This window comes from Pseudomonas sp. (assembly GCF_035277045.1).
GTDB lineage: Bacteria > Pseudomonadota > Gammaproteobacteria > Pseudomonadales > Pseudomonadaceae > Aquipseudomonas.
The window spans coordinates 524,327-539,139 of the sequence record NZ_DATELE010000276.1 but is presented as its reverse complement, the minus strand read 5'-3'; the positions used below and the strand labels follow the sequence as shown (position 1 = coordinate 539,139).

Here is a 14,813-nt window from a genome sequence, read left to right as displayed (position 1 = left end):
GGGGTGGCCTTACTCGATGTTCTGTACTTGTTCACGCATTTGTTCGATCAGTACCTTGAGGTTGACCGCCGCCTGCGTGCTGCGTGGGTCAAAGGCCTTGGAACCGAGCGTATTCGCTTCGCGGTTGAGCTCTTGCATCAGGAAGTCGAGGCGCCGACCGGCCGCGCCGCCGGACTTGAGCACCCGGCGCACCTCGGTGACGTGGGTGCTGAGGCGGTCGAGCTCTTCGGCGACATCGCTCTTCTGCGCGAGCAGCACCATCTCCTGCTCCAGGCGCTGCGGGTCGAGCTCGGCCTGCAGGTCGCCGAAGCGGTCGATGATCTTCTGCCGCTGGGCCGCCAGCATCTGCGGCACCAGGGCGCGCAGGGTAGTGACCTCGGTGGCCATGTTGTCCAGGCGTTCGTTGATCAGCCGGGCCAGCTCCGCGCCTTCGCGGCTGCGGCCGGCCTTGAGCTCCTTGAGTGCTTCCTCGAACAGCGCGACCGCCTCGGCGTTGAGCGCCTGCGGATCGCTTGCATCAGCCACCAGCACGCCTGGCCAGGCCAGGACTTCCAGCGGGTTGAGCGGCGCGGGCTGGCGGATCAGGCTGGCCACGGTCTCGGCGGCGGCGACCAGTTGCGCGGCGCGCTCGCGGTCGACCTGCAGCGGCTTGCCGGTGCTGTCTTCGCTCAGGCGCAGGGTGCATTCCACCTTGCCGCGCGAGATTCCTTGGCGCAGGCCTTCACGGACCGGGCCTTCGAGTTCGCGCAGCGACTCGGGCAGGCGCAGGTGCGGCTCGAGGTAGCGGTGGTTGACCGAGCGCAGCTCCCAGACCAGGGTGCCTTGGCTGCCAGCGCGCTCGACACGAGCAAAAGCGGTCATGCTGTGCACCATGGGGGATTACCTCGCGAAGTCGGATGAACAGGGTGAGCCCGTCGGGCTGCAAGGCGCAGGATTGTAGCGCAGTGCGGTGCCAGCGCCCAATCGCGGGGGCCCACAAACCTGCCGAAAGGCTGCGCAACGGCCCCGTCGGGCACGGCCCTGCGACAATAGGCATGTCCTCACGGCACGCGGGGCTTTATAATGCCCGGCAGATTCAAGTCCCAGTACAGGTATCCCAGATGAAACGTCCAAGTGGTCGCGCCGCCGATCAGCTCCGCTCGATCCGCATCACCCGCAACTACACCAAGCACGCCGAGGGGTCGGTACTGGTCGAGTTCGGCGACACCAAGGTCGTCTGCACGGTCAGCGTCGAAAATGGTGTTCCCCGCTTCCTCAAAGGCAAGGGCCAAGGCTGGCTGACTGCCGAGTATGGCATGCTGCCGCGCTCCACCGGCGAGCGTAACCAGCGCGAAGCCAGCCGTGGCAAGCAGGGTGGTCGCACCCTCGAGATCCAGCGCCTGATCGGCCGTGCACTGCGCGCCGCGCTCGACATGAGCAAGCTGGGCGAGATCACCCTGTACGTCGACTGCGACGTGATCCAGGCCGACGGCGGCACCCGCACCGCCTCGATCACCGGCGCCATGGTCGCTCTGGTCGACGCCCTGCGCGTGGTCAAGAAACGTGGTGGCCTGAAAGGCGGCGATCCGCTCAAGCACATGATCGCGGCCGTCTCGGTGGGCATGTACCAGGGCGAAGCGGTCCTGGACCTCGACTACCTGGAGGACTCGGCTGCCGAAACCGACCTGAACGTGGTCATGACCAGCGCTGGCGGTTTCATCGAAGTCCAGGGCACCGCCGAAGGCGCGCCGTTCCAGCCTGAAGAGCTCAACGCCATGCTGGCGCTGGCGCAGAAAGGCATGACCGACCTGTTCGAGCTGCAGAACGTATCGCTGGCCGACTGACCGGTCAGCCTGCGCCAGACACAAGAAAGCCGACGCGAAGTCGGCTTTTTTGTATCCGTTGATCATCGTCAGATGGTCAGCGTCCAGTCGTAGTCCACGATCAGCGGCGCGTGCTGGGAGAAGCGCGGCTGGCGCGGCAACCGGGCGCTGCGCACGAAGCGGCGCAGGCCTGGCGTGAGCACCTGGTAGTCGAAGCGATAGCCCAGGTTGAGCATCTCGGCCTGCTCGTTGTCCGGCCACCAGCTGTACTGGTCGCCTTCACGGCTGACTTCGCGCAGGGCATCGACATAGCCCATGTCGCCAATGATCGCGTCCATCCAGGCACGCTCTGGCGGCAGGAAGCCTGGCGACTGCTGGCTGTCGCGCCAGTTCTTGATGTCGAGCTTCTGTTGCGCCACATAAAGCGAGCCGCAATAGATATATTCGCGACGCTTGCGGCGTTGCTTGTCGAGGTACTTGGCGAAGTCGTCCATCAACTTGAACTTCTGGTTCAAGTCCTCGTCGCCGTTCATTCCCGATGGCAGCAGCAATGTCGCGATGCTTACCTTGTCGAAATCGGCCTGCAGGTAACGCCCGTAACGGTCGGCTGTCTCGAAGCCCAGGCCTGTGATGACTGCCTTGGGCTGCAACCGCGAATACAGAGCCACGCCCCCTTGGGCAGGGACTTCCGCATCGCAGGCATAAAGGAAATAGCCATCTAGCTGAAAAGCTGGGTCGTCGAGTTCAAAGGCCGAGGCGCGGGTATCCTGAAGACAGATGACGTCGGCATTCTGGGCTTGTAACCAGCTGAGCAAACCACGCTCGGCCGCAGCCTGAATGCCATTTACGTTCACACTGATGATCCGCATAAATGGCCCCAAAAATCACGTGCGTGTATGATACCCGAGCTCAACTCATTTAGCTAAATCCGTGGTATTCGGGACTTCTCATGCAGCCGTATCAGCGCGACTTCATTCGTTTTGCCATCGATCGCGGTGTTCTGCGTTTCGGTGAGTTCACCCTCAAGTCGGGCCGCACCAGCCCGTACTTCTTCAATGCCGGCCTGTTCAACAGCGGCTCGGCCCTGGCCCAGCTCGGGCGTTTCTATGCGGCGGCGATCGTCGACAGCAAGATCCCCTTCGACGTGCTGTTCGGCCCGGCCTACAAAGGCATTCCCCTGGCCGCGGCCACTGCCGTGGCCCTGGCCGAGCACCATGATCTCGACCTGCCGTGGTGCTTCAACCGCAAGGAAGCCAAGGCCCACGGCGAAGGCGGCAGCCTGGTTGGCGCGCCGCTGGAAGGCAATGTGCTGATCATCGACGACGTGATCACCGCCGGTACCGCCATTCGCGAAGTCATGCAGATAATCGGTGCGCAGCAGGCCACGGCCGCTGGCGTGCTGATCGCGCTGAACCGCGAAGAACGCGGCAATGGCGAACTGTCGGCGATCCAGGAAGTCGAGCGCGACTTCGGCATCCCGGTGGTCAGCATCATTTCACTGACCCAGGTGCTGGAGTTCCTCGCCGATGACCCGCAGCTCAAGCAGCATCTGCCCGCTGTGGAGGCGTATCGGGCCCGGTACGGGATCTGACCGGCCTGAAATGCAGAAAAGGCGACCTTTGCGGGTCGCCTTTTTTTTGTCTGGCAGGAGCTCCTGCGCGGAGCGGCCCGACTGTCAGATGTGGCGTTTGCAATTGGTGATGAGGGTGCCCACACCGCTGTCGGTGAAGATCTCCAGCAGCACCGCATTGGGCACGCGGCCGTCGATGATGTGCGAGCTCTGCACGCCACCTTGTACCGCTTCCAGGGCGCACTTGATCTTGGGAAGCATGCCACCGTAGATGGTGCCGTCGGCGATCAGCTCGTTGACCTGCTCGGTGGTCAGGCCGGTCAGTACCTGGCCCTGCTTGTCCATCAGGCCGGCGATGTTGGTGAGCAGCATCAGCTTCTCGGCCTTCAGCGCCTCGGCGACCTTGCCGGCGACCAGGTCGGCGTTGATGTTGTACGACTCGCCGTTGGCACCAACGCCAATCGGCGCGATCACCGGAATGAAATCGCCCTTGACCAGCATGTTCAGCAGATCGGTATTGACCCCGACGACTTCGCCAACGTGGCCGATGTCGATGATTTCCGGCGTGGTCATTTCCGGGGTCTGGCGCGAGACGGTGAGCTTCTTGGCGCGGATCAGCTCAGCGTCCTTGCCGGTCAGGCCGATGGCGCTGCCGCCGTGGCGGTTGATCAGGTTGACGATGTCCTTGTTGACCTGGCCACCGAGGACCATCTCGACGACGTCCATGGTCTGCGAATCGGTGACGCGCATGCCGTCGATGAAATGGCTCTCGATCGACAGGCGCTTGAGCAGGTCGCCGATCTGCGGGCCACCGCCGTGAACCACCACCGGGTTGATGCCCACGGCCTTCATCAGCACGATGTCACGGGCAAAGCCCGTCTTGAGCTCCTCGCTCTCCATCGCGTTGCCGCCGTACTTGATCACCAGGGTCTTGCCGACGAAGCGGCGAATGTAAGGCAGCGCTTCGGACAAAACCTCGGCTACATGGGAAGCGGCATTGCGATCGAGGGTCATGCAGGGCTCCTGTAAGGAACAGATAAACGGTCAGAACGGCAGTTGCAGCTCAGGGGAAACCTTGAGCAACTGTTCGCGGAAAACATCCTTGATACGTTGCAGCTCGGCGTCGCTGTCGGCCTCGAATCGCAGCACCAGCACCGGTGTGGTGTTGGAGGCGCGGACCAGGCCCCAGCCGTTGGCGTAGTCGACCCGCACACCGTCGATGGTGGTCAGGCTGGCATCGCCCCAGGCGGCGTCGCGTTGCAGCGCATCAATGATGCTGAATTTACCCTCGTCGGTCACATCAATGTTGATTTCAGGCGTGGAAATATCATTGGGGAACGCGGCAAACAGGGTTTCGGCGTCCTGGCCGGCCTTGCTGAGGATTTCCAGCAGGCGCACGGCGCTGTAGATGCCGTCGTCGAAACCGTACCAGCGCTCCTTGATGAAGATGTGCCCGCTCATTTCACCGGCCAGCAGCGAGCCGGTCTGCTTCATCTTCTTCTTGATCAGCGAGTGACCGGTCTTCCACATCAGGGCGCGGCCGCCGTACTGCTCGATCAGCGGGGTCAGGCGGCGGGTGCACTTGACGTCGAAGATGATCTCGGCGCCGGGGTTGCGCGACAGCACGTCCTGGGCGAACAGCATCAGCAGGCGGTCGGGGTAGACGATGTTGCCGGTGTTGGTCACCACGCCCACGCGGTCGCCGTCGCCGTCGAAGGCCAGGCCGATGTCCGCGCCGGTTTCCTTGACCTTGGCGATCAGGTCGACGAGGTTTTCAGGCTTGCCCGGGTCCGGGTGGTGGTTGGGGAAGTTGCCATCGACGTCGCAGAACAGCGGGATGACCTCGCAACCCAGGGCCTCGATCAGCTGGGGCGCGATCACCCCGGCAGCGCCGTTGCCGCAGTCGACCACCACCTTCAGCGGCTTGGCCAGCTTGATGTCGGCGGTGATCTGCTGGAAGTAGCGCTCGAGGATCTCGACCTTTTCGACACGGCCTTCGCCGCGGGTAAGGTCGTTGGTGCGCAGGCGGGTCAACAGGGCCTGGATCTGCTCGTTGGCCAGGGTATCGCCAGCGATGACGATCTTGAAACCATTGTAGTCAGGCGGGTTATGGCTGCCGGTCAGCATCACCCCGGACTTGCCGGCCAGGACGTTGGCGGCGTAGTACAGCGCAGGCGTGGGCACCAGGCCCACGTCGCTGACCTGGCAGCCGGCCTCGGCCAGGCCCTTGATGAGCTGCTCGACCAGCATGGGGCCGGAGAGGCGGCCATCGCGGCCGACCGAGACGTTGGGTTCACCCTGGGCCAGGCTCTGCGCGCCGATGGCGCGGCCGATCCAGTAGGCGGTTTCCCCTGTCAGGGTCTTGCCCACAACGCCACGGATATCGTAGGCGCGAAAGATACTGTCAGGCAGCACGGAAGGCAGTTGGGCCATGTCGTTCATCTCTGGGTGCTCCAAGGGTCAAGGGCTGTCTGGACGGACAAAAACTGAACGCTTGGACGGCGGTTTGCCCAGAGAGTTCGCCATCCATGGCGCGAACGGTCGTGTGATCTGCTCAGTGGCTGCCCGAATGGCCAAAGCCGCCAGCACCGCGCTGGCTCTCGTCGAAGGCCTCGACGATGTCGAAATGCGCCTGTACCACAGGCACCAGCACCAGCTGCGCGATGCGTTCGCCAACGGCGATGGTGAACGGGGTCTGGCCGCGGTTCCAGCAGGAGACCATCAGCTCGCCCTGGTAGTCCGAGTCGATCAGGCCGACCAGGTTGCCCAGCACGATGCCGTGTTTATGGCCCAGGCCCGAGCGCGGCAGGATCATCGCGGCAAGGCCCGGGTCGCCGATGTAGATCGACAGCCCGGTAGGGATGAGCAGGGTCTGGCCCGGCTCAAGGACGGTGTCCTGCTGCAGCATGGCGCGCAGGTCGAGGCCGGCGGAGCCGGGGGTGGCGTACTGCGGCAGCGGGAAGTCGCCGCCGATGCGGGGGTCGAGGATCTTGGCTTGTAGAGCGTGCATGTAAACGTGTCAGACCTGGTTGAGCCGTTCGGCAATGAAGGCGACCAGCTGGCGGGCGATCTTGCCCTTGCTGGTCTGCGCAAAGAGGGTTTCGTGCTGCTGGCGGTCGATCACGGTCAGGGCGTTTTCCTCGCTGTTGAAGCCGATGCTGGGGTTGGCCACATCATTGGCGACGATCAGGTCGAGGTTCTTGTCCTTGAGCTTGCGCGTGGCGTAATCGAGCAGGTGTTCGGTCTCGGCGGCAAAGCCGACACTGAACGGGCGGTCGGGGCGACCGGCAATGGTGGCAAGGATATCCGGATTACGCACCATCTGCAGCAGCAAGCCGTCGCCGGTCGTAGGGTCTTTCTTGAGTTTCTGCGCGGCGACGACTTCCGGACGGTAGTCCGCGACCGCGGCGGAGGCGATCAGCAGATCGCACGGCATGGCCGCTTCGCAGGCCGCGAGCATGTCCCGCGCGCTCACCACGTCGATACGGTTGACCCGGTCGGGGGTCGGCAGGTGTACCGGACCCGTCACGAGGGTCACCCGAGCACCGGCTTCGGCCGCCGCCTCGGCCAGCGCGAAACCCATCTTCCCGGAGCTATGATTGGTGATGTAGCGCACCGGATCGATGTTTTCCTGGGTCGGCCCCGCGGTAATCAGCACGTGCTTGCCGGTCAGCGACTGGCGCTTGAAGCTTTCGGCCGCGCACCAGGCCAGGTCGGTGGCCTCGAGCATGCGGCCCAGGCCGACGTCGCCACAGGCCTGGCTGCCGGAGGCCGGGCCGAACACCTTGATGCCACGGCTCTGCAGCAGCGTCAGGTTGGCCTGGGTGGCCGGGTCGCGCCACATGGCCTGGTTCATGGCCGGGGCGACGGCTACGGTGGCGTCGGTGGCCAGCACCAGGGTGGTCAGCAGGTCGTCCGCCATGCCTTGCGCCATGCGCGCCATGAGGTCGGCGGTGGCCGGGGCGATCAGCACCAGGTCGGCCCACTTGGCCAGCTCGATATGGCCCATCGCCGCTTCGGCGGCGGGGTCGAGCAGGTCCATGTGCACCGGGTGGCCGGACAGCGCCTGCAGGGTCAGCGGGGTGATGAATTCCGCGCCGCCACGGGTCATGACGACGCGCACTTGCGCGCCGTGCTCCAGGAGTCGGCGAATCAGCTCGGCGCTCTTGTAGGCGGCAATGCCGCCCCCCACGCCGAGAACGATGCGCTTGCGATACAGCCGCTGCATAGGCTTTGCCTTTTGTTCAGTGAAAGCACGCGGCGACGAGGACTGCCTGCGGCAGATCGTCGCTGTAAACGGGACGAAATAGATTAACACAGCGCTCAAACGCGCCGCAGTAACCCAAAAGGAGCAGCAATGCAGATCAGGGAATGGCCTTCGTCGGAACGGCCGAGAGAGAAATTGATGAAGCGCGGGGCGGCAAGCCTGTCGGATGCCGAGCTGTTGGCGGTGTTCCTGGGGTCAGGGGTCGCGGGGCTGAACGTGGTGGACCTAGCTCGCGGTCTGCTGGCGCGGTTCGGCGGCCTGAGGCAGTTTCTGGAGGCCGACCGGGCCGAGGTGTTGCGCGAGCCGGGGGTAGGGCCGGTGAAGTACAGCCAGTTGCAGGCGGTGCTGGAGATCGGGCGGCGGCATCTGGATGCGATCATCGTGAAGGAGCCCGCGCTGGAAAGCGCCAGTGCGGTACGGCGCTACCTCAAGTCCATGCTGCGCCATGAGCCCAGCGAGGTCTTTGGCTGCCTGTTCCTGGACAACAAGCACCAGCCACTGGGTTTCGAGACCCTGTTTCGCGGCACCATCAACCACGCCAGCGTCCACCCGCGCGAGGTGGTGCGGCGCTCGCTTGCGCACAACGCCGCGGCGGTGATCCTCAAAGGTTATATGTCAAGAAAATTGTTGCACATCTGCCGGGCGGCAATAGACGTGGCTTCCACGCCCATGAGGCTGAGCACTGTAACATCTGGCGATGTTGCATTTTTTCGACGTGGCAGCGTCCGAAAGCGCTGCGATGACACATGGTGATTCAAAAGGGCTACCGCCATTTCCTGGTAGAAAGATGTATTTACAACTTTCAAAACAATAAATAGTCATGTCAAGTACGAATCAACGATTCGGCGTCAAAATCCCGACGAACCCCAAGAGGCTGAGGGGTTTCTTGGCATAAATGCAGGCTCACTGGTGACTTCGGATCAAAGGGTAGCTCCAGCAGCCCTGCATCGTTGATCGCTAGTTGATTTTTGCCTATAGTGGCTCTAGACCAAGAGGAATGCGCTATGACGGCCGGTAAAGTTCTTATGGAACTGCTTCACAATCCGAGAGAGGCTCTGGGCCTTAGCCGACAAACCGGAACGATTCTTGCCGATTGGCTGGAAGAAGCCTTGCTAAGCGCCTCAAATCAGAAGGCTGGCGAAATTCATGACGCCATTATGGAAGCCTTTCAGAGCGCTCTAGCACAGTGCTCAGACGAGGCAAAAAAGGTAATTCTCTCGAACAGCAAGGCAGATTTTTTGCTTAAAGAAGTTTATCAAATAGGCCAACTTAACCTAGCTCAGCTATTGGCTGCCCAATCCCTAGATCGACGCGTGAGTTCTGAATTCACTGAAGCTCTCACTGACAGAGCTCATGAGTCTTATTTGAAAGCATTATTGGAAGCTCCTAAAACAAATAAGGAGTTATCCATTACTGTTGGACAGGCTGAGGAAACCGTGAGCAGAAAGCTCAAGCGGCTAAGAGAGTTAGGCATTGTATATTCCAAGAAAGTAGGCACTGCTGTAATAAATTCAATCACCGCCCCCGGTAAGCAGTCGCTGGAGGAGCTTGGCATGCTTCAAGCTTTTGAAACTGAGCAGCGTAATAAGTCTAGGGCAGCTGTCAATCATGCATTTGAGAGTATAAAGCTTTCCGCGTCTCCTTATATGCAGGATCAGCCGGGATTCAGCCGCACAGAGAGGGCCTTTGGATGGTAAAGCCAAAAATCGTTACGTTTTACTCTTATAAAGGTGGAGTAGGTCGTACGATGAGCCTTGCTAATGTGGCTTTCTTGTCCGCACTGGATGGTCTCCGCGTTTTAGTAATGGATTGGGATATGGAGGCGCCTGGCTTAGCATATTATTTTCGTGGGCTCCACGATGCTGCGGAAGCGAAGTCACTAAAAGATACGCGCGGGCTGTTGGACTTATTTTGGGACTGGAGTGCTGAGGCCGAACAAGCTGAAAGCAACGACGATGTTCAAAGATTATTCAACAAGGCTGAGACGGGAAATCTCTTTGCTGAATGTGTGCGACCATTGGTAGGGCCAGGGCTGTTCAATAGAAAACTAAAGTTAGACTACTTTAGTGCTGGTGGACTAAGGGTTGGAAAAGACAAGCTACTTTATGAAGACGCGCTCTCGAGATTTTCCTGGGGGAATTTTTTCGACAGATATGCTGGAGGCGCCCTGCTTGAGCGGTTGAAACTCTGGGCAAAATCCGAGTATGACTTGGTTCTAATAGATAGTCGAACTGGTTTTGCTGATGTGGCTGGCATATGTACGATGCAAATGCCTGATGAAGTCGCTTTATGTTTTGTGCTTAATCGCCAGAATATCGACGGTGTTGCGAGGGTGGCATCGGCAATTAGAGAGCGCCGTAACGAGGAAATCATTCTTCGGGCGGTCCCTATGCGCGTGACAGGAGGTGCCGGAGATTCTTCTGAAATTAGCGATGCAAAAGCCCGTGCGGTTAGCGAATTAGTAAGAGTAGGAGGGTTCTCGAGCATTGCTGTGCAGGATGATTTCAAAAATCTAGCAATTCTTGCTGTTGATAATATCCCGTCATATGAAACCCTAGCCCCATTCGTTGCGTCCGATCCAAAGTTCGATCAATTGACATTGAACTACGTCCAACTTGCTAGCAAGCTTGTGGGGCAAGTGCTGCCGGTTCCTGAACTGACGAATAAAGCTATCGAGCTGGTTAAGCGTAGGCTGCTACCGCGTCACGCGACCGAAGAATATCTAGAAAATTTGCAAGCACGTGAGCCAGAGTCCGCAGTTACCGATCTTCAGCAATTAATTCAAAGCGCAGTAGAGTCTGTAGTTAACGAAGAGTACATCGATCCAGACTACGTTAAAGCACTTGTTAAAGCGTGTGATGGGCTAGCCGATAACCTAGGTGATCTGGCTGAAATTATTTCGATAAAGATGTCGGCTGTTGACTTGCTCAGAGCGCTGGTCCTAGCTAATCCCCCCGCATGGAGCTTGCTATTTGTTGATAAACTTGCGGATATGGTGGATTTCTACGGATATAGCTTAGAACACGAGTCACAACTAGAGCTTCTTGAAGAGCTAGATATTTTGTTAGCTGGATCATCTACCATAAATCTAAAGTTGCGTAGAATTGAATTCAGAAGGAAGGCTGCATGGGTTTATGTTGAAACTAAAAACACTGATGCTCTCAAGCGTACCATTGGAGAAGTCAGTGCGCTAAGAAAAGATTTATCTGGGCTTAAACTAGCTGAAGATCAAATGGGGGAGGCTATCGCGGCTGATGCCGATATACTGCGTCTGAAGGCTGAAATCGAAATTCAGAAAAAGTCTTATCAGTCGGCCCGTAGCGAGCTTATAGGTGCCTTGGATCTTATTGAAAGTTCGTCGGCAGCAAACGTGTCAGGCCTGCTGTCAAGAATGAACTTTAGCATTCATATGAAATTGGCGGAGTTCCCCAGGCCATACATGAGTGCTCGCGAGGCAGCTGAGCACGCTGTGGCTGCAGCTTCAAATTCATGGTTATCCCAGCATCTGATTATCCGTTTCATATCTCTTAGCCGTATTGTCCTGCTAAGCTCCTGTGAGTCTTTGGCCGTACGATTTTGTGAGGCTTTGTTCAATACCGATAGCCGAGTAAGCTTACAGTTAGGTAACTATTATGGCCGATACCCTGAACAAGCTTTAGAGTTTTTTAAAATTGTTCGCGATCTTGTGGTTATTGTTAGCAAGCATGAAGACAGAGGGCGATCTTATCCTATTTGTTCATCATTTTCCGAAGCGGCATCGAATGTGCGAAAGGGATTAATTCGTCGTCGTCGCACGGTAAAAGATAAAAATTGGAACGCTTTAGAATACGAATTTGAACTTCTGACTGGGCTATTCGATCGAGCTGGTGTGCATGTTGAGACCCATACTAGTGAGTTGGAAAATCGCTTGTTTATGCGGAATATGCATCTGGGTCGACCTCCGGAAGAGGATGAATAATTAAATGCTATCGCCCGCTGACTTGTTTATTGAAAATTGGGATCATGGACGTAAATGGAGTGGCCCCGAGGTACAGAATTTTGTAATTCCATGTGCAGAGTTTGAAGTTTCAGTACAAGAAAGCCTTCACTTGCCTGACGGAGCGGAGTCGTATAAAGCCCTTCTGAATCTACAGAAAGGCGAGAGCAACAAAATTCAAAATGGCAGAATTTTTGCCATTTTGAGGGCGATAGACAGTTTTTTCGAAACTATACATCCTCGAACGCTGAGTCGTGCGAAACTGCTAGGGAAGCTACCGCTTAATCACTGGTTAAGAAAACTCGTATATGCGAGAGCTGAGCAGGGTGTGTTTTGCTGCACTCAAATGCATCAGTTAGTGCCTAGAGGGCCATTGCTTCGTTCTGCCCGGGAAGATTTTGCTTCCAGTGGATATTCATTTCCTGATCAGTTTGCATTTCTCTCAGTTGTAACGAGACAGATGTCAATAGACGAGAGGCCTATCCAGGTCTGCACACGAGTTATAGATAGATCTCTTAGCCAAGGTGCAGGCCTAGCACCCGGTTCACAAGGATCTGAAAGGGTCGCCTTTATACCTGTCGCGCAATTAGATGAGCACCTAATCGTTACTCAAACGGAATCAAATGGCTGTGCGTATATAGATTTCAATCTTCCCGAAGGTCTAGACGCGGCGACTATTATTGATAACGTTCTCGATGAGATTGGCTATGCGGATATTGTCATGTCAGGCGAATTAATGGTTGACTCCGCCGCAGCGGATCGCTTGGAAAAATTAGTTGCTGCAAAACCTGTGCGGACACGACTGTTAATGGCTGGTTCAGGCAATTCTGTTGAGACACAAGATGATTTGCCCTGGAACGAAGCTAGGGTACTTAATGGGTTAGGCGTCGAGCTTTGGCGGCAAAAGAAAATATGGCAGGCCGGCCTCGATATCACCCGCGCTAAAGATCTTGGTCTAACGCCCGGCCCTACAGGATTGCTTATGGAGAAAAATCACGCAGGGTCTGAGGTTGTTGTGGCAGACATCGATAGCTTGGGACGCTGCATCATATTGATTTGTCAGGATATTCAATCCAATCCGTTAGCCTCAGATCTACTTCGGAATTACCAACCTGACTGGGTATTCGTGCCCATTATGGATTGGGGAACGGCAACAGAACGCTGGGCTCATCAACGTGCGTATGAGCTCAGCGCCATCTCGCAGGCCAGATTTCTAATTGCTAGTAGCTTGTCGATGGTTGAGAAGTTGAAAAAAAGTGAGCAACCATGTGGGCTGGCTGTAGGCCCTAGAGTCGGTCTAGATGAGGACGAGGGTCGGGTGTGTGAGCCGGCATTCGTAAAATCGACGCCTCATGGATACGGGTTAGTCGAATGGCGTTCTACTTGGGGTAAAACTTCGCTTGCTTATAGGGCTAATGTGCAGAAGGAATCGGATAAAAAAGCAACTCATTGACTGTGCTACTGCTGTTTCTCGTACACGTGGTAAGTATATAAGTTAATAGAAGCTAAGCGTAATTTCGGGCCTATAGGGGAGAGTGGTTGTGTAGCCTAGCAAGAGCTGTCTACTCATGCGGACCTTAAAATTCAGCGATTTATGGACTGGACTCTTTCACGCGGACCGGAGTTCGAGACTGTCGAGCGGCTATGAGTAATAGATCAATATTTTGCCGTTCACTGGTCTGCCACGTAGTTTCAATGGACTGCCGTATCAGTGACTAGCCGGCCTCAGCCATCCCAATGCAGGTCGCTTCATCGTCACCTACTCAGATGATGTACAAGCTGTTATAGAACGCCAAGGTTACTCCGTAAGCCGATCGAGAACTCGCAACCGCTGTAATCCATCGCCGGTGACCAGCGCTGAGGTGCTTCTGTAGAGGCATCTCATCAGGCAACCTAAAAGTTCCACGGTGGAACTTTGGCTAGGTTCCAGGGCAGAAGTCCAATTGCGGTAGACAGCCGCCACGTAGCTATTTGACATCTAGGCCCTGCCTGACCTTATAGATAGCTGTAGATCCAGGCCCTGTCAGCCGTGTGGGTCGCCGCTTCGGCGATTAGGCCGCAGAGCAGTGCACGCTGCTGCGAGTCACTACTATCAACCACCAGCGACCTGCCCATCCCGTCGAGCCCGGCTTAAACCTTCAACCCAAAAAAGGAAGATGGAGCTCGCTGTAGTCCTATAGATCTAAAGCTAGATTAGCAGTTTTGCTTGGAGTTATCCCTGTGCCACCCTGTGTAAACCCAGAAAGTCTCTGACTTGGTGGGGGTGCAATGATTCGAGATCTATCAGCACTTGGGGTGGGACCTAGCATTAAGGCGTTTCAGAAGTACTACTATCATCCACAGCATCAAAATATTCTTGAGTTAGCAAATAATTCGAGAGAATTTTATGATGTGGGAATCTGCTTTCATAGCGAGGTATCAGAGCGTCGAATACCTCTTTTCCTGCACCTGTTCCTGCAATTCGGCGGATAAGATAGTCGGCGATTGCAAGCCTAATATCGATTTCAACTGGATGAAGAGCCTGAGGTCCAGCCTCGGTCTCGATTTCGCCTTCGCCCCCGCATACCGTTTGGCGCACCTCGTAAGCTTTTTTCATCTGAACTGTCTCCTCAGGGCTATGGGAAAATCTAGAATTATAGTATGTGTTGGTTGATGTCCGCTTGACAAATGTTATCCTCTCCAGCGCGACTTAGGGCGTCGGAGGAATTTTGTTCGCCCAGACGAACTCATAGGTAAGCCGCGCTTGTATCTTGCTCAAGTAAGGGACAATGCAGTTACGAAGGGTCTTGTTTGAATCGCTCATATAGCTGAGCGGGCGTGAGCGAAGGAAAATATTTCTGAATGTCAATCGCTACCTCGCTGAAAAATAAGCGTGGATCATGATTGTTCTCTCTAAGCTTTGTGCATGCAAGAACAAAGTTCAAAAGCAGCACTCCATTCTCGTTTTTCAATTGAGTAACGATATATTCAAGTTCAGCAATACGTGAATCCTTATCTTTTTTGTGAGGTTTCGCTCTTGATGCTAACCTGTATCGCTCAAACTTTTCCATCACGGATTTATCGCGCCAAAGGGTTTGTCGAGATATTCCTAACTCTTTCGAAAAGGAGTCTTGAGTCATGCGAAAAGTTGACCTTCTCGCCAAGCCTTCGTCTAAAATCGTGTGAGCTTTTTTTCGCCAGTCTTTGTCTGTCGTCATT

The 14,813-nt window shown here is 56.6% G+C and carries 13 protein-coding genes and 1 pseudogene; 6 read left to right on the top strand and 8 right to left on the bottom strand.

The window, feature by feature from the left end; translation table 11 throughout:
- Positions 1–9 precede the first annotated feature (9 nt).
- Complete coding sequence (locus VJS90_RS18465; protein ID WP_324123076.1) at positions 10–873, bottom strand: YicC/YloC family endoribonuclease; 864 nt, start codon at positions 871–873, stop codon at positions 10–12.
- A gap of 227 nt (positions 874–1,100) precedes the next feature.
- Here VJS90_RS18465 and rph point away from each other — a divergent pair, with 227 nt between their 5' ends.
- Complete coding sequence (gene rph, locus VJS90_RS18460; protein ID WP_324123075.1) at positions 1,101–1,823, top strand: ribonuclease PH; 723 nt, start codon at positions 1,101–1,103, stop codon at positions 1,821–1,823.
- A gap of 68 nt (positions 1,824–1,891) precedes the next feature.
- Here the strand turns inward: rph and VJS90_RS18455 are convergent, their stop codons facing one another.
- Complete coding sequence (locus VJS90_RS18455) at positions 1,892–2,671, bottom strand: exodeoxyribonuclease III (RefSeq protein ID WP_324123074.1); 780 nt, start codon at positions 2,669–2,671, stop codon at positions 1,892–1,894.
- Positions 2,672–2,751: 80 nt separating this feature from the next.
- Between VJS90_RS18455 and pyrE the strand changes: the two genes are divergently transcribed.
- Positions 2,752–3,393 (top strand): orotate phosphoribosyltransferase, encoded by a 642-nt coding sequence (pyrE, locus tag VJS90_RS18450; protein WP_324123073.1) that lies wholly within the window; start codon positions 2,752–2,754, stop codon positions 3,391–3,393.
- A gap of 84 nt (positions 3,394–3,477) precedes the next feature.
- Here pyrE and argB read toward each other — a convergent pair whose 3' ends face one another.
- The 4 genes and pseudogenes from argB to coaBC form a co-directional block, all read right to left on the bottom strand.
- Positions 3,478–4,386, bottom strand: a complete 909-nt coding sequence (gene argB, locus VJS90_RS18445; protein WP_324123072.1) for an acetylglutamate kinase — start codon at positions 4,384–4,386, stop codon at positions 3,478–3,480.
- 30 nt (positions 4,387–4,416) lie between these two features.
- Positions 4,417–5,784: pseudogene (locus VJS90_RS18440) on the bottom strand (phosphomannomutase/phosphoglucomutase); the annotation flags it as partial.
- Positions 5,785–5,926: 142 nt separating this feature from the next.
- Positions 5,927–6,382 carry a dUTP diphosphatase gene (dut, locus tag VJS90_RS18435; RefSeq protein ID WP_324123071.1) on the bottom strand — a complete coding sequence of 152 codons (456 nt, stop codon included), beginning with the start codon at positions 6,380–6,382 and terminating at the stop codon, positions 5,927–5,929.
- 9 nt (positions 6,383–6,391) lie between these two features.
- On the bottom strand, positions 6,392–7,600 hold the full coding sequence (gene coaBC / locus VJS90_RS18430) for a bifunctional phosphopantothenoylcysteine decarboxylase/phosphopantothenate--cysteine ligase CoaBC (RefSeq protein ID WP_324123070.1): 1,209 nt from the start codon (positions 7,598–7,600) through the stop codon (positions 6,392–6,394).
- A gap of 129 nt (positions 7,601–7,729) precedes the next feature.
- Between coaBC and VJS90_RS18425 the strand changes: the two genes are divergently transcribed.
- The 4 genes from VJS90_RS18425 to VJS90_RS18410 all read left to right on the top strand — a co-directional run bounded on the left by VJS90_RS18425 (position 7,730) and on the right by VJS90_RS18410 (position 13,068).
- On the top strand, positions 7,730–8,392 hold the full coding sequence (locus VJS90_RS18425; protein WP_324123069.1) for a JAB domain-containing protein: 663 nt from the start codon (positions 7,730–7,732) through the stop codon (positions 8,390–8,392).
- 251 nt (positions 8,393–8,643) lie between these two features.
- Positions 8,644–9,336: a helix-turn-helix domain-containing protein gene (locus VJS90_RS18420; RefSeq protein WP_324123068.1), complete on the top strand. Its 693-nt coding sequence runs from the start codon at positions 8,644–8,646 to the stop codon at positions 9,334–9,336.
- Positions 9,330–11,597: a KGGVGR-motif variant AAA ATPase gene (locus VJS90_RS18415; RefSeq protein WP_324123067.1), complete on the top strand. Its 2,268-nt coding sequence runs from the start codon at positions 9,330–9,332 to the stop codon at positions 11,595–11,597. Before VJS90_RS18420 ends, VJS90_RS18415 begins: the two co-directional genes overlap by 7 nt.
- A 4-nt stretch (positions 11,598–11,601) precedes the next feature.
- Complete coding sequence (locus VJS90_RS18410) at positions 11,602–13,068, top strand: hypothetical protein (protein ID WP_324123066.1); 1,467 nt, start codon at positions 11,602–11,604, stop codon at positions 13,066–13,068.
- A gap of 855 nt (positions 13,069–13,923) precedes the next feature.
- Here the strand turns inward: VJS90_RS18410 and VJS90_RS18405 are convergent.
- Positions 13,924–14,211: a hypothetical protein gene (locus VJS90_RS18405; protein ID WP_324123065.1), complete on the bottom strand. Its 288-nt coding sequence runs from the start codon at positions 14,209–14,211 to the stop codon at positions 13,924–13,926.
- Between the two features lie 178 nt (positions 14,212–14,389).
- Positions 14,390–14,812, bottom strand: coding sequence for a hypothetical protein (locus VJS90_RS18400; RefSeq protein ID WP_324123064.1), 423 nt, complete (start codon positions 14,810–14,812; stop codon positions 14,390–14,392).
- Position 14,813: the final 1 nt, after the last annotated feature.